We start from the raw sequence: 20,085 nt of genomic DNA, 5'->3' as shown, positions 1-20,085 counted from the left end.
TTTCATCATCTCCCCTTAGTTAAAGGCCAGCACCTATGCAATTATTAGATTCGCTACCAATGCAACTGGCAACTATTCCAGAATCATTACAGAATTCATTGCAAGATATCGTTAATAAAATTCAGATAGAATCCAGATTTTGTATTAGCCACCCCGACTATAAACCTGTAGAAGTACCTGCTGAGACACTCTCACGCTTTCAGCAATTACCCTCAGATGTACAAGATAAGTATTTAAACGCGCAATTATCTAATTTTCTCTACGGTATTTATTACAACGGTTCTCTAAAACGTGCTTTAGCACTTGATGGAGAGACAACAAATTTAGCAGTTAACCAAAATTTAGAAAATAATACCTTTTTAGGCGTGGATGTGGTGTTTTACAATCGCCTCCATCAAAGCAACAAGGGTGAAGGTTATTTTAGTCCTAATTGGCTGGTGGTGAAAGAAGAATCAGATGGGGCTTTAGCAGTACATAAGGGTGGTTTGACTCTGCATATTGAACGCAGTAAACATTTGCGATCGCAAGACGAATCTATAACTGTGGGAAACCCTGTGGCTATCAAACTGCCGAAAAATTTGGTGCAAAACGGCTTTTACATGGCAGTTAGTAATGCAGGCTCTTACAGTGGTGAAGACATAGTACGAGTTTATTTCAACTTAACTACTGATGGTGCGGTTGCAGTCATGGAAAGCTTGACTACCCAACTAAATGCCATCGATCTGCCTTTCAACTTTAAAGCGCTATACAACCCTTCAGATTATGGGCGTTATGACTCAGCCGTGCTTTACTTTGACAAAAATAATTATGAAGCTGTTCACCCAATACTAGAAAGGGTGTATGCAGAGCACCAATCCCATTTTCTGCCAGAAGTGCCTTTATTTACTAAACTTATCGCACCAGGGTTGGCGATCGCTGAAGAACCAGACCAAAAATTTGGTGAAAAAGAAAGCTTTGGAATGAATCGCTGTCAAATTGTTGCCAATGGTTTGATAGAAGCTTGGCAGCAAGAAGATGATTCGCCAGAAGGTCGAATGGCGTCAATTTTGGCACAATTCTCCTTAATGGAAATTGACTTGCAACGTCCTTATCTCAATGCCAAATCTAAAGATATTTACCCAGCTTTAGAGTTATGAAAATTACTAATCTTGCTCCTGATATCCAGATTCCTGATTTTCAACCACAGTTAACCGCCGCAGATGAACTTACCCTGGCTAATAGTAGATTTGCCCAATCAGATCTACCTTTTTACCGCAAACTTGGGCGGACTAATTTAACTGTTAGTTGTTTAGGGCTGGGAGGTGGAGGCCATATCTCCAGTGAAGATACCCTTTACGCCTTCGACCAAGGTATCAACTACTTTTTCTACTCCAGCGATTTACATCAATATCTTTATAGTTCTATGCGTCCCGCACTCCGCCAATTATGCGGACGCGGTTCTTCAATACGTGAGAAGGTGGTTCTGGCAACTGTCAGTTATATGATTAGAACCCCAGACACAGTATTCACCTATTTATTCGATCAATTTATCGACCTGGGTATTGACTACATTGATGTGTTTTTCTGGGGCTGGATTGATGAGCATAATCATCCTGCTTTCGAGAAGTGCATTAACGCCTCTGACGATATCCGTGGTCCAGGGTCAGTGTGCCAGCGCCAAATAGAAAGAGTGTTTGGTGTCTCCGAAAAGCTGAAAAAAATGGGTGTGGTGCGTTATATTGGCGCTTCTTTTCACGACCACGATTTAGCAAAACAGTGGTTGAATAGTCCTTTGTTGGATGTTGTCATGGTAAGGCACAACGTGGCACATCGTACCGCCCAAAGAAAGGTTTTCCCCCATTTAGATGCCAACGATCCCCATCGACCAGGAATTGTCACCTTTAAGTCAGCAGGTATGCTTGGTGCCCTTTGGCAACCCCCGGTTGGTCTACCAGCTGGATGTTGGCAACCTTCAGTTCCAGATTTATATCGCTATTCGTTAAGCCAAAACTCTGTTGATGTTGCTCTAGCAGGTTGGCAAACTCGCGAACATGTAGATGCAGCGATTCAGGGTGTGCAAAAGGGCAAACTTACCCCGGAAGAAATCAACTACCTCAACCTGTACGGTGACTTACATCGTAACCGCATCAAACCTCACGAAATTCCCACAGAAAGTTTGCTTGTTAGCAGATAAAAATAACAATCTTCATAACATCAAGCCATGACAGAACAATTAGAACAAACTCTACCGCTAAAGGTTTTACCTAAAGAACCAGTAAAAGCCTGTCCAGCAAGTGATGCCGAAATCTTGGCATATCTGCGTCGTTCTGCTAAGTTTGCAGAAATCGCCGTTGCAGCTGAACATGAGGCATTAGTTTTAGCCAACTGCAACCAGTTGGGAATTGAAATAACTGATGATGAATGGCAAGCAGCTGGCGATGCTTTTCGCTTGGAACGCAAGTTATGGGGAAATGCAGAAACTATTGCATGGTTGGAGGAACAGCGCATTAGTGTAGACGAATGGTCGCAAGGAATTAAAGTGGCAGTGTTGGAGAACAAGCTGAAAGAACATCTGTTCGGTGCAACAGTCGATGGCGCTTATATCTCTAACCGCGACAACTACAGACGGGTGGCGCTATCGCAAATTCTGGTTACTGACCTGGCAACTGCTTGGAAAATTGTGCAAATCCTACGTGAAGGACAAGCTTCTTTCTGTGCTTTGGCTTTGGAATATTCTAAGGGTAAGCAGTCTCAAGAAAATGGCGGCTTTGTAGGAATTCGCTATTTGGCAGACCTGATACCAGAAATTGCTGAACCTCTTACCGAAGCGAAAGAAGGCGAAATTATTGGTCCTGTGGAATCAAAACTGGGTTATCACGTTCTGAGAGTGGAAAAGTGGTTCCCTATAGAATTGAATCAAGCAGTGAGAGAACAAATTATAAACTCGTTGTTCCAAGTGTGGTTGGAAAATTTGAAAAATTCTAGCCATCAGGATTAATACAGATTAAACGCGGAGAGATGGGGACACGGAGACATGAAAGGGAAAATCTCGCTAACAATTTCTCCACCTCGTTTTTAGGGTGAATTCTTTTCTATAGGAATATGCTGCTTTGCGGCTCAACCCTTGGCTATAGCTCACCGCGTCTCTCCTCTTTGCGTCTTACTTACTGCCTTGTAGGTAGCAAGTTTAAAAAATCAACGCAGATCATCAGGGGAAAATCATGACCATAATTTTATTGGCTACTGATGCTAACGAGACCATTAATGGTACAGATGCTAACGATATCCTTGTAGGTTTAGGGGGTAACGACATCATTAATGGTCTGGGAGGTGATGACATCATCGATGGTAGCGATGGTAATGACAGTATTAACGGTGGTTCTGGTAGGGATCTGCTTACAGGTGGTCGTGGCATAGATACGTTGACTGGTGGGGAAGGTAAAGATTCTTTCTTATTCTCTGATGACCCCTTCTCTGCGGGTTCTCCAACGCTAGCTGCTAACGGTATCTCAGTTTTGAATCAGCCTGATATTCTTACCGACTATCAAATTGGCGAAGATGATTTAGCATTTCAAAAGCAGCAGTTAGGTATTGATATATTCAACTTCCAGAAAGGAAATAGCGGTAACTTAGTTGGTAATAGTAATGTACTAATTCTGCTAGACCCATTTCCGAATGCGGCGGCGGCGGCTCAAGCGATCGCAGATAATAATGCAATTACAAGCGATCGCGGTTTATTTGTCTACTTTAATACTACTCTAGGTTTTTCCCGAGTTGTCTTTTCCCAAGACCTGAGCGACAGCGGTGCAATCAGCGTTCTTGGCAATTTAACTAATCAAACAGATCCTGCTAACCTGGCTCTGTTCTCTTCTGGTGACTTTACATTGACTTGATGTCTCTAAAATCTTTGCAACACATCAATCATTTGTAGGGACGCACAGCTGTGTGTCCCTACCTCATGTTTCTTACGCTGCTTGTGATGATTTTGGCTTGATCATTTCTTTGTGATAATTACTATTCACATCTAGTTGCGCTACAATTTCAAATTGCTCAAGTTGTTGTTTTACCCAAGCTGTAAATAATTCTCCTAAAATCGTACCGCGCAGTTGCTCATCTAATTCAGGTTTGATAATTTCTTCTACCCAAATTAAATGCACTCCTTTAGCAGTAATTATTGGTTTGAGAAGTTGTGGCGGATTAGTAGCAAATACTGCTGCTGCTATTTCCGGTCGAAAATCGTTACGGCGTTTAATTCCCTGATAACCTCCAGCACGACGAATCTCTGGATTTTGGATATATTGACGGGCAATTTCCTGAAAATTTATTTCACCTTCTTGCAAGGCATAAAACAGTTCTAAAGCTAAACCTTCATCATCTAAAATTACTTCATAGGTAACAGCACCAGCATAGTTAAGTTGGTTTTCATAAAAAAACTGCTCTACTTTTTCTCCAAATAGATGAGTTACTAACTTTGACGAAATTAAATTAGTTTGAGCTAATTCTTCAAAGTCATCGAGTGAAAGATGATATTTTTCTAGCCATGCCCAAGTATCTTCTGCCTTAAGAAGTTGGTTGCTTAACCGCAGGCTATCTGCTGCTTGTTGAATTTCTTCTTGCTCAACTTCAATACCCGCCTCTAAGGCAGCATCGGCAATGATTTTGCGAGTAGCGATCGCTTCTAACAGACTGGGAATTTGACAACTGATTTTGACATGATGAAAAATATCTGTGCTAGAAAAAGCTAAAATTTTAGCCATAATCTCATTCCTCAAGCTATTCAAGCTTATGTGACGAAAATCTTTAATTTTTCTGGTAAATACACCATATTTTCCTTGCCGTCTTAATTTTTAGTTATGTTAATTTATGCATATATATTTGTAATATAACTAAAAATTTTACCTCTATTAATTATTATCCAATTGTTTGCATAAAACAATTAAAGAATAGTTATATTATAATTCTAATCCGCCCTTTTGCAACTTCTTAAACGGGTCTAAAACAAAGTCAATAACTCGACGTTGTCGAATAATTACTTCTGCTGTTGCTGTTTGTCCAGGTGTCAAGGAAATACGTTTATTTCCTGCTTCTATATAAGGCTTAATAAGGGTAATCTCTAGCTCATAAATTTCAATTTTTCCTTGGTTTGTTTCCTGAATTTTTGAATCAGGCGAAATCCAACTGACATGACCTTCTAAAACTCCATAATCTTGGAATGGATAAGCATCAAACTTGATTTTTACAGGCATACCTTTCTTCAAAAAACCGCTTTGTTGGCTGGGCATCTGGGCTTTGAGTACATAAGCAGTATTCTTAGGTGCAATTTGAGCAACCATCTGACCAGATTGCACCACCGATCCGGGTTTAGAGATGGGTAATGCAAAAACAGTGCCATCAACAGGCGATCGCAATGTTCGTTGCTCTAACTGAAGCTTTAAGGACATCATCTGACTGCGGCTTTGCATGATATCTGCTCGCAGTACACCAATTTGTGTTTGTAAGTCTTTGAGTTGTTCCTGACTCTTGAGGACAGTGAGTTTTCCAGCTTGCAGTAAACTCTTATAGCTACTTTGTACTTCTTGTAATCTGAGTTTTGCTTGCTTGATATCAGACTCAAGCTGACTGATCGTTGTCTGATAGCGGCTTTGTTCTTCAGCTAAACGCAATTGGGCTTGTTTGATATCGGATGTGGCTTTTTCATAAAGTCTTTTGCTTTCTTGTTCTTCTTTTTTGAGTTGATCGACTTGGTTTTCAGAAACCGCGCCATCCTTGACAATTTGGTTAAAGCGTGAAACTTGCCTAGAATCTATACTTAAACGGCTTTGAGCCGACTTTTCGTCATTCTGAGCGCTACTAATCTGCTGCTGTGCCTGATTAACTAATGCCTGTTTTTCTAATTTTTGTAAGTTATAGGTACTCTGTTTCCCATCAAGGTTTTGCTGCGCTTGATTAACTTGGGCAATCTTTTCTAACTCTTGGGATTGGTTTTGTTGCTCTTGGACACGAATCGACAGTTCTAGTTGGTTTTTGAGTAACTCTAGTTGCATCAGGCGATTTTGTTGTCCTTCTAACTTCGCTCGCGCCTGTTGGAGTTCGGTTTTCAGAACACCAGTTTCAAGTTCGACTAAAACCTGTCCTGTGGCTACGGTTTGGCCTTCTTTAACCTTCACCGCAGTCACGCTACCAGCAACTGCACTATCTAATTTTTGTGCTGCGCCTTTGGGTTCTATACGTCCTCTAGCGCTTCCAGTTTCATCAACCTTAGAAAGCATCGTCCAAGGTAAAGCGATCGCCGCAAAGCCAATCAAAAAATATAGCAAAGAGTGTGTCCAACGCTTTGGTAAAGCATCTAACAGTTCTTCAGTGCTATGAGACCAATCATTAGTATGATTTGCTGTTTCTGTGTGATTAAACTCAGTGGAAGCTTCTACAACTTCAGATTGGTAGTAGTTTTTAGCTGCATCTTCATTAGATGTAGTTAATGCTGTTGATGAATTCCAAGATGGATCAGGCATAGCTTGTTACCCATAGTGAAGAGAGGGGAAAACAATTCAAAATTCAGAAATCTACTAGATTCTTGCCTATTGATCAATGACAAAAAATTTTCATGCGTGTTGGTGTACGCAGTTGATGATAATTACTTATGATTCAACTTGCGCCAACTGTTGCTGATTAAGGTAGAAGTAATGACCTTTTTTAGCAATTAATTGATTGTGAGTACCACTTTCAACCAATAAGCCACGATCTAAGACCAAAATTAGGTCAGCATTACGTACCGTGGAGAGTCGATGAGCAATAATTAAGCTGGTACGCCCTTTAAGTATGGTTTTAAGATTTTTCTGGATGATACGTTCAGATTCAGAGTCAAGATGACTAGTGGCTTCATCTAAAAGCAATAAACGGGGATTACCCAGCAAAGCACGGGCGATCGCTAATCTTTGGCGTTGTCCACCAGATAACATTCCGCCACCTTCGCCGATTTGGGTTTCGTAGCCCATTGGTAATTGTTTAATAAATTCATCTGCTCCTGCCAAATCTGCCGCTTCCATAATCTCTGCTAAAGTGGCTTCTGGGTGAGCAATGCTAATGTTTTCGCGAATCGTACCGCCAAATAAAAACGTATCTTGATCCACCACACCAATTTGGCAACGGAGCGATCGCAGAGAAATACTAGTAACATCTTGACCGTCAATCAAGACTTTGCCATCTGTCGCCGGGTATAAACCCAAAACTAATTTAGAGAGAGTTGTTTTACCCGAACCGCTACGCCCGACAACTGCCACTGTTTGCTCAGGCTTAATTTCAAAGCTAAGATTTTCAAGAACGTTAATCTCGCTTTCCGAATGATAGCGGAAAGTGACTTGCTCAAAGCGAATATGACCACGCAACCTCGGCAATAACTGCCGGGGTTGATGTTCTAAATCTTCTTCGGGTTCTGCTTCTAAAACATCATTAATCCGTTCTGTGGAAACTATTACTTCCTGCAATTGGTTCCACAACACTATGAGCCGCTGGAAAGGACGGATGATGTTACCTAACAACATATTAAAAGCAACTAATTGCCCAATGGTCAGCTGGTTTTGAATCACCAACGACGCGCCAAACCACAGTAAACCTGTAGTTACCAAAGTTTGGATGGTAGAACTAAAAATTTGTAGTTGGTTGCTAATTACCTCGGCTTTAAATGTTTTTTTGATCAAATTATTGAGAAGTTCTTCCCAATGCCAGCGCACCGTCTGTTCAATCGCCATTGAGCGAATCGAGCTAATTCCTGTCAGACTCTGAATCAAATAACTGTTTTCTTGGGCTAAGGCAGTAAACACCTCTTGGGAAATGCGGCGTAAAAAAGGCGTTGCAATTAGTGCTAGTAAAAAGAATGGTGGCACAATTGTCAAGCACAGCAATGCTAATTGCCAACTGTACCAAAACATCAATCCAACGTAGATAAATACTGTCAGCAAATCCAAGCTAATAGACAGTGCTTCTCCGGTAAGAAAGCGTTGAATCTTCTGATTTTCTTGAACGCGAGAAACAATATCGCCAACATAACGTGATTCAAAATAAGACAAGGGCAAGCGGAAAGTATGTTTGATAAAACCTACCATCAGCGATACGCCGATGCGGTTGGCGGTGTGATCGAGCAGATATTGCCGCAGGCCATTTATGGCAACGCTGAACAAACCAAAAATCAGCAACCCGAAACCAACGGTATTTAAAGTTAGGGTACTACCCTGAACAATGACTCTATCTAAAAGTAACTGTGTGAATAGTGGCGTTACCAGTCCCAATATCTGAATCAACACAGAAGCGATGAACACTTCTAGCAGCACTGTAGTGTGAGGTTTGACTAAATCAAAAAACTGCCAGAATCCTGAATTCGCTTCCTGAGCTTCTTTTAATAAGGCTGTAGGTTGTAATAATAAAGCATAACCAGTCCATCCGGCTTTAAATTCCGCAACTCTAAGGTGGCGTTGACCAATGGCGGGATCGCCTACAATTACTTGTTTTTTAGTAATTTCGTAGACGACTATGTAATGCTTGCCTTCCCAGTGAGCGATCGCCGGCAAAGATTGTTGTGCTAATTTATCAAGACTAGCTTTCACCGGACGGGTAGTAAAACCGACGCTTTCTGCTGCTGCTGTTAAACCCCGCAGTGATGCACCATCGCGGGTAACGTTAGCTAGCTCCCGCAGGCGATTGACACTCAATCGCTTACCCCAATAGCGACTAATCATGACCAAACAAGCCGCCCCACAGTCTGAAGCACTTTGTTGTTGATAGAACGGATAACGCTTGCTGAGGCGTCCCCACCAATGCCCTAATCTGACTTTGGGGCTGGGAAAATATGCACGTCGTTTTTTTTGTGGTTTTTTTGGCTGAGTCTGGGAGGGGAAGGAAATAACGTTGCTACTGGTGCGAGTAAATAGTGCCACAGGTTGTTCTGCAATGGCGGCTTGGGGTTTTTGCAAATCAACCAATTCTGCCAATTGTTCCCAATGTTGCAGCGCTATTTGCCAATCAGTATGCTTGAGAGTGTAAGCAATCGTTGGTTGCGTAGCTTGCCAACTGCCCGGTTTCATAGGAGAGATGTTGCCAGATATTAATCTGCTACCGTCAGAATGCTGTAATTCTCCTCGACGCACTACCCATAACTGAGTTTCTGCGGCTAGTTTGGCTGGTACTAAACCAATGCCCAGATGCTGTCGCGAGAAATAAGCTAAGGCTTTGAGCATATCTTCAACAGATGTATTGCCTTTTCCAATAGAGTTCTGGCGACACAACATGAGTAAATCCCAAAGTTCTGCACGGGCGAAGAGGCGATCGCGAATGCTGGGATATTTGCTCATCAAAGCTTGCAATGTCTCTTGTTTGAGATAGCTAAGCTTTAAGTTCACAGAAGATCTGGCAGAGTATGGTTGCAAACTCGCTTCCGCAAATAAAGTCAATTCACCAAATGATGCTCCTGGGGAGAGGGTAGTAATTAAGTTCTCAGCACTATCCAGTAATCTGACTTTACCCGCTAAGACTAAATAAATTCCCGCCTTTGCCTCTGTTGCTTGCCAGAACTGTTTTGCTATCGGCGGTTCCACAATTTCCATCGCCGCCAAGCAGCTTTGCAGTTCTCTATCTTCTAGCGTCTCACCCAAGGCAACGGTGAGCTGTTCACCAAGCTGCGCTTGTGAAAATACTGATGGCATTTCCTCATCTCCAAGACTGAATTAGTGATTGGTCTGTTTCAAATTAAATGACCAAGGAAAATTCGGCTGGGCGTTGTTAGATTGCAAGTCACAAATTCTAATGCCAGCATCCTTTAAACAGTCAGTTGCTTGTTTGTCTGAGGATTTTTGCTTGGTTGACAGCCCCATTTGCTTTAGTAACCGATTGATATGGCGATCGCTAATTTCAATCCTAAATTCCTGAGCAAGATGCTTGCTCAACCATTGAGCTGTCCAGCTACTAAATGCATAACCATAATCACGCGGACTCCGACTCACCAATTCTTTTAACTTTTCAAGATATTGATGATTAACAGTCTTCGGTCTACCAATTGGTCGCTCATTCCATTTGTGCGCTAGACCCGCTTCTGCTACAGCAATCCAGTATCGTGCCATCTCTTGAGAACAATTTAATATTTCGCAGATATGGGTTTGAGACGTACCTTTATCTGCTAGCAACATAATTTCAATCCGACGACGATATTCTGGTTGTAAATCTGCTTGCAAATTCTTGAGTAACACCTTTCGTTGAAAAGGCGTCAAAAACCTGCTTTCTTGCGTAGGGACACTATCACAACTCTTGTCTTGACTGGAATAGTATGACATAATCATTGTCCAGTTGCATTCAACTGTTAGAAATGTGGGCAAAACAATCTGCTGCAATTGTGATTGAATCATGACATCCAAGGTTTCACAATTGCGTAGTTAATTAGTCCTGCAAGACTAATTAATTACTTAACTTTGATGTGCAACTAAGCCGGGAGTTTTCTCCCTAGGTTTGTCAAAGCCTAGGGACTCATCCCCGGTTAGCGTTGTTTATAACTCGCACTGCTGGCGTTAATGAAGTCAGATAATAAGAAATAGGCCAGTGAATTACATCTAGTTATTTTTCCTTTTTGCAAATGATATAAAATTTCTCTTAAATTCTTTTTGAGGGATCTGCGAGGGTATATAGTTTGCAATTGGCAAAAAGATACCTTGACAACATCTCTAGAAAGCATAGCTATTAGCTCCCCTGATAAATACCATTAATCGCTAGAGATTTAGCTTCCTTGAGCTTGATTGTTGAAAACCTTTTTTAAATTATTTATGACAGTTATGAATTGGAAGCAGTCACAAGCAAAGCCAGATCTTTCTGACAAGCTACTTTTAGAGTACGTCGTTCACAAAATTTTTCCCAGAGAAAGTAGATTCTCTTTTAATCCAAAACTGTTTAAAAAAGGATTTATGACGATAAAGCTAGTTAATACTTTACCATGACAAAGAACACACTATTTCTTTAAATATTAGATTTTCCTGATTTAGTCAAGCTTATATTCAAGAAATTTTACATTTTTACTAGAAATTCATACTGACTTCATCAAATCTTTAATTAATTTAAATAAGTTTTATTAATAGCTATAAATACTAAATTTTATTTAAAAAAACTTATATAGAAATGTAATCCTAAAATTTAGGAACTGTACAAATTTATTATTTTGTGCATTATCTAAAATAAGTCTTTTTAGGCTTGTCTCAATCATGATTTGATAAGTATACATCGCTTAAAGCTCATCAACAAACCAACCTTGAATAGCGAAAAAGGATGAACCATATTTGGGATTTGCTGTCAATGTATAAGTCCTAAAATTTTAAAGCACTGTTATAGCTAGGATAGATTTAGACGTAAAATGTATATGATAGTGACCCATAACCTAGCTATTTATACATCTATCTTAAGTAAGAAAATTATAAATTTAATAATATTGTCTTGCTAACTCACTATTTCCATATCGCAGAGGCTGTTAACAAATGGTTGAATTAGGAATTTGTAGCATTTCCAATTTTAATAAATCCTAGCGACCTCAAAACCTATATTTTTTTAATAAATAATACTGGAAGCTATTTAAGTTTTTTAGCTTCCAGTATTGATGAGATAAATTGCTAATTTCTAAAACCGCTATAATCCTGGTTGGGAGGACGAGGATTACGATAGTCGTTTATAGAAGTGTAAGAGCTATAAGTTCTATCAACATCGACTACGATTTAACTGTTACTTTTTCCATTTCCACGTTTGCTAATAGTGTTAAATATAATCTTTTTGGGCTAAAGTCATACTAACCACATTTCCACCATCTCGAAACTAGGTAGGAGCAATTCAAAGTCTGGACTGGGGGAGGCCACCACTCTCACTTTTGTTAGCTCAAGCTGTTTGGGAAAAAGAACCACCAGCAGCAACAGTTGGAGCGTTGATCTTGGTGCTAAAGTTATTTACTCTATGAGATTTTGACTGATATTTGATGATTAGAACTAATCATTGATTTTGTTACAATCATGAAATTAGCTTGTCAATAATCTCTGTTTCAGTTGGCATCTATAATTTATAAGATTTTTTCGAGCAATATTTGCCAAATTGGCAGATTTTATAAAAATCAAAAAAATTGGTACTTATTTTAAGAAACTTTAATTATATATAAATTTGCTGAGTACTCACTCAGTTTACTAGGAAACTTTGTTGCAATTTATATTGTTTGTGGAAAAATTTATACGGTTTGATTATCATCCTTTATAACTTACAATTGTGAATCACACTAGCAGCCAATTAAATATATATGTTGAAAGCTAGCAAAGAGCAGTCCGCCTCAAGGAGGAGGACGCTAAAGTTAGAGGTTGTTGAGGTCGTAATCACAAAGCAATCTGTAGGCTGGATTTTAACAAGCAGTCCATTTAACAGCAAAACAGCATAATAAACCTGCCGTGCTATAGATTATTAATCTGCATGGCAAACAGACAGCTACTAAATGAACTGCTAATCTAGATCTATTTAATTAAATCGGCAGAAGCACAAAGAAGAATCTAGAGAAATTTCTAGTTTTACTTCTGATTTTATTGCTCAATGTTATTGAACTTGCTTTGTCAGCCACTGCTCCTTACTACCGCGAATTTCTGATTTTTGCTTGCCAACAACTTCAAGATAAGCCACATCCTTAATTTTACTTAAGCAGCTTGGAGAAATATTAGTATCAGACCTCTTCTCAGAAGATTGTTTGGAAAGGTTCATGCTCGAATTTTGCTGGTGGTTAGACCGACTCATCAGAGAGTTTTCTTTGAGTAATCGATTGTATGTGCGGTAAGGAATGTAATGTAAAGGATTGTAGCCAGCAAAGCGTAGCATTAAAACACATGCCCATGAATACTTTCCTGCAAGAATCGCTTCAACCACTTGGTCAAACTGTTCAGGATGCATTGAGTTTTTTAATTTGCTACTAATGCTAGGAATATCTTGGTTCATAGTGTTGTTTGTCTTTTGATGAAGTAAACCGATTTAGTTGCGGCGGTTTTTGAAATTTAAGTTGAAGTTAGCAAACTGCTCTAGCCTATTTGCATTTGCTGAATTAGCTGAAGGAAGATATCGGCAATGCAGTAGTAGCGAATGCTGTGGGAAAACACAACTCTATTAACAGGTCCAAACAGAAATATCAAAAGTTTTGCGCAAATTTTGCCATTTCTGACAAATCAAGTCGCTTGTTTGAGACCACTCGCTCTACTGGGGAGAAACCCCTAACCCTCTGCATCACCCCACTATTCGAGAACTACTACGCTGCGAGTTCTCTTTTGGAGTACGCTGAACAGGTTCTCAACCCTGGCGGTTGAGAACCCACCTGGGGATTTCTCTAGGTAGCGTTGTTTCACCCTGCCTCTGTCAGAACCTCTGCAACGCAGTGGCTCTCCTCCGCATCTTCTATGGTGATAGTTTGTAGCTGTTTCTGGTGCAGTTGCCGTTGTTATAGGCACAGCACTGCCATAAATTGATACTTTCTCAGGAGCAAGATGGTATTGAGGGTGCAAATCATAAAGCTTCATCTTAGAACTGCTCCCTTGACTTGAGGTTTCGACTGCATTTAGCTTGATTATTTTTTCCATGAGCTGACCTTTGTTCGGAAACTTGACTATTGTGAAGCAAGCCTGTTTACCGCTTTGCCTTAATTCTTCAGATACCTTCCCAAGTTTCACAGTCCTCACTAGGCGGTACTAAGCACTTATGGAAGAGGCTGCTTTTGCTTGGCAGTTAACGTCAGGTAAAAATTTACCCTTTGTTATTTCAGATGACTGGCAGAAAAAAGTCTCTGTATGGCTCTTGGTAGATGCAGTTTCGTCCTCTTGAAATTTTCCAACTCCTAATTCAATTACTTTCCCTGATAAGATAAACGTATTTTATAATACCAATAAATTAGAAGTTACTGAGGAAAACTACATAGATTTTAGGTTAGTAAAAAAAAGTTCTGTATCCTTGATGATCAAGAACAACATTTTTATTTATACTATTTTTTGCCGTTAATGTCATCCACCAAAATAGTAGCTTTATAAGTTAAATTTCCTGAGTTCATTGTGATATCTAGTTTTGTATTGTACAACTTTGGATTTTTTATCTATTCCATAAATCCCGAGGGGTAATACCCCTCATTTAAAATTCATTTGGAGCTTTCATATACCTAGGCTCACTAAGAAATCTTACCATTAAATCTGTTCTTTAAAAGCAAAAAAATTAGCAGTCTAGATATTTTTAAAAAAAAGTTAAATTTATTCTATTTATTGAAAATTATTTTTAGTAATTATGTATGATGCTAGTTCGCTTTTATTGTCGAGACTGCTTGCATAACATAGGTTATAGCCTTTATTGATTTGTTGAATCAGACTAGATTTCGTAGCAATGTAGCTTAAATTTTAGTAATGAGTTAAAGATATAAAATTGGAATTGTTACTGTTTTATGCTATGATAGATAAACCATAAAAATAAAGCTAAAATAGTCTACTAAACTAAGAAATAAAATAATATTTCACAAAAAAATTAGCAGTTCAATTTAGAAGATTAAGCTTTGAGTAAAACATTAAAGTCTTAATTTCTACAGTAGAAAGCGCTAAACTTAAGTAAAAAACATTGCCGCTATCTTCATGAATAACGAGTTTACTTAAGGGAGATTACATATTGAATTGTAGTTGATATAAGTGGTATTCAAAACTGTTCATTCCTAACAGTTTCTTATAAGTGCTTTTTCCTAAAATGATACATCGGTATAAAACAAGTATGAAAGTCGGGATAGCAGATACTAGAGTGTTGGAGATGATGAAGGTGGTAACCTCCTGACCAATGCAGGCTAAGTTTTGTTGAAACTGTTGTTTTGACTGCCCATATAGACCACTTGTTGCTTCATTTAAAATCAAAATTCTTGGATATCTAGGTCTTACCTGGCTGTTTTCACCCAAAACCAGCGTTGCGATCAAGTTGTGTGCTTCTGCTAGCTTGATATATGGGTTTGCTGAAAACGAAAAACACAGTTGCGATACCAAACCCAGCTGAGTTTGCAAATATTGGGAAACGAGATGAAAAATAAAATATGCTGTTAAGGCGATTCGGCAAGCATTCCAGATTAAGAAGCTAACAGTAAAGATATTGAGAGTAAACAAGCTTTTAAGGTGTATAAATCGGCTGAGAATAACCTGGATCAATAAGAGAGTCACTAAAGCGGAAGTTTGCAGCAAACATGTTGGGGATACTTGCAATTGATTCTCAAAATTTTTCTTAGAGATATTAATAGCCGCTTCCCCCTGTAACTTTTCTAATTGCTTACATCTAGGGGTAAATAACCGAGGCGCAAGATCCTTAAGTAATTCCCAGTGTTCTAGAGACAAGTGGTAAACTACTAAATCAGTTTGGGCGATCGCGTCTAGTGATGTGACATTAATATCCCCCCAACTTTCGCCTAGCCATAAATTCTGAATTTTGCCATCTTCAATTTCTCCATGTAAACCATAACTAGTCAGTTCCTCATCTAGTTGGGATTCCCGTAACACCAAGACTTGATTCAAGCTTGATACTGGGTTCGTATCCCTTGCAACTACCCTCAACTTGTTGAGGATAGCCACTTTTTGAGTGGGAGACTGCTGGCTATTTGTATATACCATATCTCCCTGAACTCTTGACGATGAAGAGGAGTTCATGGCTATATTTTGGGTTTTTGAGTAATTTAATTAACTTTAATGAGGTGAATACTTACAGTATAAAAAGCTATTAATTTCTTCACTGTTTGGATTTTCTCATTCCAACAGCCTCTGCAAAATGCAATTATTTGTGTTTTTAATTACCAATTGCTGAGTTCTCATTTTCCGGTAGCTTTTCGTAAGTGAAAGTTTAGAAAAAAAAATTACTAGCAACACCCATATATGTTTTCAGCAGAGTTCTCATTGACTGCTGATACCTGCCTATACAACTTGGACTAAAGTCATCAATAGGCACTTCATGCTTTATCAAATTTGACTGACTCTTTAATCAGTAGGTATTGATTTTACTGTCTTCTTCTTGTAATCACAGCCACATATAAACAAATTGTTAAAATTTTATCATACATGAAAAGTGAATATTTTTCATAGTAAAAAGTTGTATTTACTGTATTTATTTTTACAAAAGAATAGTAAAAATAATTTTTTGCTCAAGTAAAAATTGTTAATTGTGAACATAAAATTGGTGAGATTAGTAATCTGGATGGCTAGAGATAGTGATGCTGAATCTTGTTAAAACAGTAGTCTTGAAGTTTTAATATTTAGCATCTTTCTTGGTATTACTTATCTTTTCCATTTAATTTGGAAACACCCGGAAAATAAAAACACATATATTAATACTTACTGCTTCAGCTACAAGTAAATTAGGCTGGGAAACGCAAATAATAAAACGTATAAATTTATTTTTATGTATATTTGGTTGCAATTTTCAGATTAGTTAATCAAAAATTAATATACATAGAGGCTGGAAATTGGGATAAGCAGCAAGGAAGCAGGGTTAGGGGTTAGGGAGATCATACTTCCTCCTAACCCTTTACGTCTTTTCCAGTTCTCAATGCCCTACTGAGCAATGACTAAGTAAATTGCCCAAATAGCCATTGCCCTTAGATAAGTGCTGGCACGAAAAGTACCAGATGCTGTGATGGCTTCGGGTGTGCGGAATTGTAGCCCGTTTTCGTAAACTTGCTGCACTACAGCTTGTGTTAAGCGCAATGCTTCATCCTGCATTCCCATCTGTACGAGAAAAGCTGCTAGTCCAAAGTTGATACCTGTCCAGACTTCCAGAGGGTGAGTAGCTTTGGGGTTTTCTGGCGAACCGTCGGGAAGAACACCGTTCGCAGCACCGAACTGACCATTTTGAAACTTGAGGAAGCAAGCATCATATACAGTTTTCAAGGCAGAGAGGGCGCGATCGCTATCTACAATATCCGGTAATCCCAACAATCGCGCATAAAATTGTCCGCACAACTGATCTGCCATAACTACATCAGAACCGCTTTCACTATCTAGGCGGTAATATTGTCCATTCCAAAGTTTTTCTTCGTAGATCGGGCGAGATTGTTGCAACCAAGCTTCATAGATGGATTTTTGCACCGCCAAGTCGCCAAGTTCGCCAAGGTTTTTCTTGGCGTTCTCTGCGTCTTGGCGGTTCGTTAATAAAATATCACTAATAGCGATCGCAGCTTCCAAAGCCGCCAACCACAACCCACCACAATATGCGCTTACGCCTTGCAACCGCCAATCATCAAAAGTTTGATCCGGTGCACCAGAATTTTCAGGAATCCCATCCCCATCTAGGTCAAAAGTTTTTAGGTAGTCGAGAGTTTGGACAATAGCATCCCAGCAGTCTGCTAAGAACTGGACATCATCAGCGCCCGTAAGAAGAAAATCTCGGTATACTTGCAGTACAAAATCACTGCCTAAATCTTTCCATAAATTGCAGTCTTGATAGCAGGTGTAGTTGGTTTTCTCCCAGACGTGTTCATTGGGTGCGCCTAAATCGTGGGGTGTTGCGCCTGCGACTTTCCGAACAGCGGTTGTAGTGTCTGCACCAATTGTGTAGTAATAGCCAATAATCCTTTGGTGCTCGTCACTTTGGGGAATCGCCCTTGCAAAAGCCCGCATCACTGACTTTTCTAGTTCTGGAAACAACATCAGCAAGGCAAAAGAACCATACAAACGCACATCAAGACTTTCGTACCAGCGATAATCTAAGCATTCCACCACCGCAAATTGACCAATGGGATCGATTTCTGAGGCTGCACTCCAGAGAGTACCACCACTGGTGAGGTCATACAGCTCATTAAATAGAGCCATCTTAAACCAAGTCGGTAAATCTTCCCGGTCGAGAATGGGCTGTTGCCAACGTTGAATCTGCGATCGCCAATTTTGATATTCTGTTAACGCAGTAGATGCGATCGTCCAAGCATTTTGACCACTTCTATCAAAAAAGTCTGTATATCTGCGGTAATAGTTAATTCCGGCGGCAAATTCTGTTACCGGAAAATCCCAAGCTAATACGAAGGGAATTTCTAGAGATTCCCCTGGTTGTAGGGTGAAGCGGAGTGCGATCGCTGCTCCTATTTGTGTATTATCTGCTGCCGGAGTTGTATCAACATCATTGGACAGAGAACCATCTGCCGCAAAGCTTTGCCACAACTCCTCGCCAGTACCAACCGGATTCCAGCGCGTATGCTGAAATACTTCCACCTGGGGATGTTTTAGCGTGGCGATACACCAGCTACCATCCCCTTCTTGCACAGGTGCATCACTATTAACTCGCGATAAAAAACAACCAAAGTATTGGTCATTTTCCACTATTTGATTGTAATTACCTTGACTCTCGCCCCAGCGTGGCTGATACTCATACACCGGACTGCCATCATCCCGAATCTTCACTTCAGGCGCTTTTAAAGCATTCGTAAACCAGCCCACCATATTTTGCCAGGTGAGCATGATGCTAAGAGTAATAGGTGCATTCGTTGGGTTATGAGCATTCCAGAGAAATATAGCTACTGGGTAACTAGTTTCTTGATAGTTATTTGCCCAGATGGGGGAAAACTGCTCACAGGTTAACTGTGCTTGCAATACATTTTCGTAGACAAACCAACTGCGTGGATATAGCGCGTGATACTTACCTGTGTTAGAAACGCCAGAAATTTCTTCCTGTCCCCCTAAACCTCTACTTCCTGGATACCATTGCCAAGCTTTGAGACTGCCATCTTCAGGCGGTTGAGTAGACAAAGCGTAAGCTTGGGAAGTTGTGCCATCAGATTCAAATACACTGAATTGACAAGCGGGAATGTTTTTGAAAGTATGCTCTCCCCCGTCAATGTGCCAGAGATTAAAGTCTCCCCGCGAAGAACGGCCGATGCATCCTGCACCAAAGCCACCTAAAGGCATACCATGCCAAGGGCCGTCATCGATATTACTAGCGTAGCGAACAGTATAAGGTTTGTCCCAACCTAAACCAATGGGACGACTCCAAGTGCAAGCGGGGATTTGCAGGGGGTTTTGATTTGTCATTGCCAAATGTCACAGCGTGCAGTTTTGCTAATGAAGACTAGCGCGATGTACGATTTTTCTCAAGTTGTTTGTCCGAGTGTCAATTGGGTTCGAGGCAAAACAATATTTATTAGTGTCATTGTAATTTAAATTGTATATATGGGCACTCTAAATCTTAGAAACATACTGGAGATTAATATGTATGTCTAAAGCCCCAATTAGCGCAACACTAGCGCCATCTGAGAGAGATGAGGTGTTGCAAGCCATCGCCACCATTAAAGAAAAGCTACCATTTTTGATTGATTTAACTAACGAGGAGCGGAAAGCTTTACCCAAGATGGGAGATAAAAGCCGCGCTTTTGTTAGCAAAGCATTAGAGGTAGCGGCGCAGAACCCAGATTTCTTATCGCGATCGTTTGACCTCGAAGAAATGCGGAAAGATGTACAGTTGTTTGAGGCTTTGTATCCAGTATTGCTGTCTTTGACACAATTACAAGAATTGGTGGATGATACATTTCTGGCGGTGGGTAGTGAAGCCTATGCAGCCGCCTTGCAGGTGTATACTTATGCCAAAGCTAGTGGGCAAGGCGCTGGTTTAGAGACAGTAGTTGAGGAAATGGGGCAAAGGTTCGCCCGTAAATCTCGGAAGCCCAAGCCTGAAACAGCAGCGTTGTAGAAATTAACTCGGTAATTGCACTTCAAAGGTGCAACGTTGCAGATCGGAACTCGGATGTTGGAGTAAATTACTCGGCGTTCCGAGTTCAGAACTCGGAATTTCAAGATCAGAACACGAAACTTGAAGTTCTGAACAGCAACATTCGAGATCCAAAGGTAAATGATGGTGAAAAAAAGGCGATCGCTCGTGCTTTGAACTCGGAACTTCGTGCTTTGAGGTGCAACAGCCGATATCCAAGGGTGAATGATGGTGAAAAAAAGACAAATATAGCCCTTCCTATCCCATCTTTACCAACCTGCAACCTTACGCTACCACAAATATTTTCCGTAGGGGCATGGCATTGCCCATTGGTGTCAACTTAAGCAAAAAGTAAGCAAAAGATGTAATCTAAGAACA

The 20,085-nt window shown here is 40.1% G+C and carries 13 protein-coding genes and 1 pseudogene; 5 read left to right on the top strand and 9 right to left on the bottom strand.

Annotated elements, in window-relative coordinates; translation table 11 throughout:
* The first annotated feature begins 35 nt into the window (after window positions 1-35).
* From BV372_RS02560 to BV372_RS02545, 4 genes are all read left to right on the top strand, one after another.
* The gene (locus tag BV372_RS02560; RefSeq protein WP_086682808.1) at window positions 36-1,136 is read left to right on the top strand and encodes a T3SS effector HopA1 family protein; all 1,101 of its coding nucleotides are present in this window, start codon (window positions 36-38) and stop codon (window positions 1,134-1,136) included.
* A complete protein-coding gene (locus tag BV372_RS02555; protein WP_086682805.1) occupies window positions 1,133-2,173 on the top strand; it encodes an aldo/keto reductase in 1,041 nt (346 codons plus the stop codon). The genes BV372_RS02560 and BV372_RS02555 overlap by 4 nt, the downstream gene beginning before the upstream one ends.
* Window positions 2,174-2,200: 27 nt before the next feature.
* On the top strand, window positions 2,201-2,977 hold the full coding sequence (locus tag BV372_RS02550) for a peptidylprolyl isomerase (protein ID WP_086682800.1): 777 nt from the start codon (window positions 2,201-2,203) through the stop codon (window positions 2,975-2,977).
* Between the two features lie 223 nt (window positions 2,978-3,200).
* Complete coding sequence (locus tag BV372_RS02545) at window positions 3,201-3,872, top strand: calcium-binding protein (RefSeq protein WP_086682797.1); 672 nt, start codon at window positions 3,201-3,203, stop codon at window positions 3,870-3,872.
* A gap of 72 nt (window positions 3,873-3,944) precedes the next feature.
* On the opposite strand, the gene BV372_RS02540 is transcribed toward BV372_RS02545, so the two are convergent.
* From BV372_RS02540 to BV372_RS02505, 8 genes and pseudogenes are all read right to left on the bottom strand, one after another.
* The gene (locus BV372_RS02540) at window positions 3,945-4,736 is read right to left on the bottom strand and encodes a peptidylprolyl isomerase (RefSeq protein WP_086682794.1); all 792 of its coding nucleotides are present in this window, start codon (window positions 4,734-4,736) and stop codon (window positions 3,945-3,947) included.
* A gap of 195 nt (window positions 4,737-4,931) precedes the next feature.
* Window positions 4,932-6,491, bottom strand: coding sequence for an HlyD family efflux transporter periplasmic adaptor subunit (locus BV372_RS02535; RefSeq protein WP_086682791.1), 1,560 nt, complete (start codon window positions 6,489-6,491; stop codon window positions 4,932-4,934).
* A 126-nt stretch (window positions 6,492-6,617) separates the two neighbouring features.
* Window positions 6,618-9,674, bottom strand: a complete 3,057-nt coding sequence (locus BV372_RS02530) for a peptidase domain-containing ABC transporter (protein ID WP_086682788.1) — start codon at window positions 9,672-9,674, stop codon at window positions 6,618-6,620.
* A 21-nt stretch (window positions 9,675-9,695) separates the two neighbouring features.
* A complete protein-coding gene (locus BV372_RS02525; RefSeq protein ID WP_086683023.1) occupies window positions 9,696-10,298 on the bottom strand; it encodes a helix-turn-helix domain-containing protein in 603 nt (200 codons plus the stop codon).
* Between the two features lie 2,197 nt (window positions 10,299-12,495).
* A pseudogene (locus BV372_RS02520) lies at window positions 12,496-12,963 on the bottom strand (HetP family heterocyst commitment protein).
* 290 nt (window positions 12,964-13,253) lie between these two features.
* On the bottom strand, window positions 13,254-13,535 hold the full coding sequence (locus BV372_RS02515; RefSeq protein ID WP_143844945.1) for a hypothetical protein: 282 nt from the start codon (window positions 13,533-13,535) through the stop codon (window positions 13,254-13,256).
* Window positions 13,536-14,651: 1,116 nt separating this feature from the next.
* On the bottom strand, window positions 14,652-15,635 hold the full coding sequence (locus BV372_RS02510) for a hypothetical protein (RefSeq protein ID WP_086682780.1): 984 nt from the start codon (window positions 15,633-15,635) through the stop codon (window positions 14,652-14,654).
* Between the two features lie 933 nt (window positions 15,636-16,568).
* A complete protein-coding gene (locus BV372_RS02505; protein WP_086682777.1) occupies window positions 16,569-19,034 on the bottom strand; it encodes a GH116 family glycosyl hydrolase in 2,466 nt (821 codons plus the stop codon).
* A 181-nt stretch (window positions 19,035-19,215) separates the two neighbouring features.
* Here BV372_RS02505 and BV372_RS02500 point away from each other — a divergent pair, with 181 nt between their 5' ends.
* Window positions 19,216-19,689 carry a hypothetical protein gene (locus BV372_RS02500; RefSeq protein WP_086682773.1) on the top strand — a complete coding sequence of 158 codons (474 nt, stop codon included), beginning with the start codon at window positions 19,216-19,218 and terminating at the stop codon, window positions 19,687-19,689.
* Between the two features lie 3 nt (window positions 19,690-19,692).
* On the opposite strand, the gene BV372_RS34970 is transcribed toward BV372_RS02500, so the two are convergent.
* On the bottom strand, window positions 19,693-19,953 hold the full coding sequence (locus BV372_RS34970) for a hypothetical protein (RefSeq protein ID WP_143844941.1): 261 nt from the start codon (window positions 19,951-19,953) through the stop codon (window positions 19,693-19,695).
* Window positions 19,954-20,085 lie beyond the last annotated feature (132 nt).

Source organism: Nostoc sp. T09, assembly GCF_002154695.1.
Classification (GTDB): Bacteria; Cyanobacteriota; Cyanobacteriia; order Cyanobacteriales; family Nostocaceae; genus Aulosira.
The sequence above is the reverse complement of the archived record's forward strand: the minus strand, read 5'-3'. Positions and strand labels throughout refer to the sequence as shown.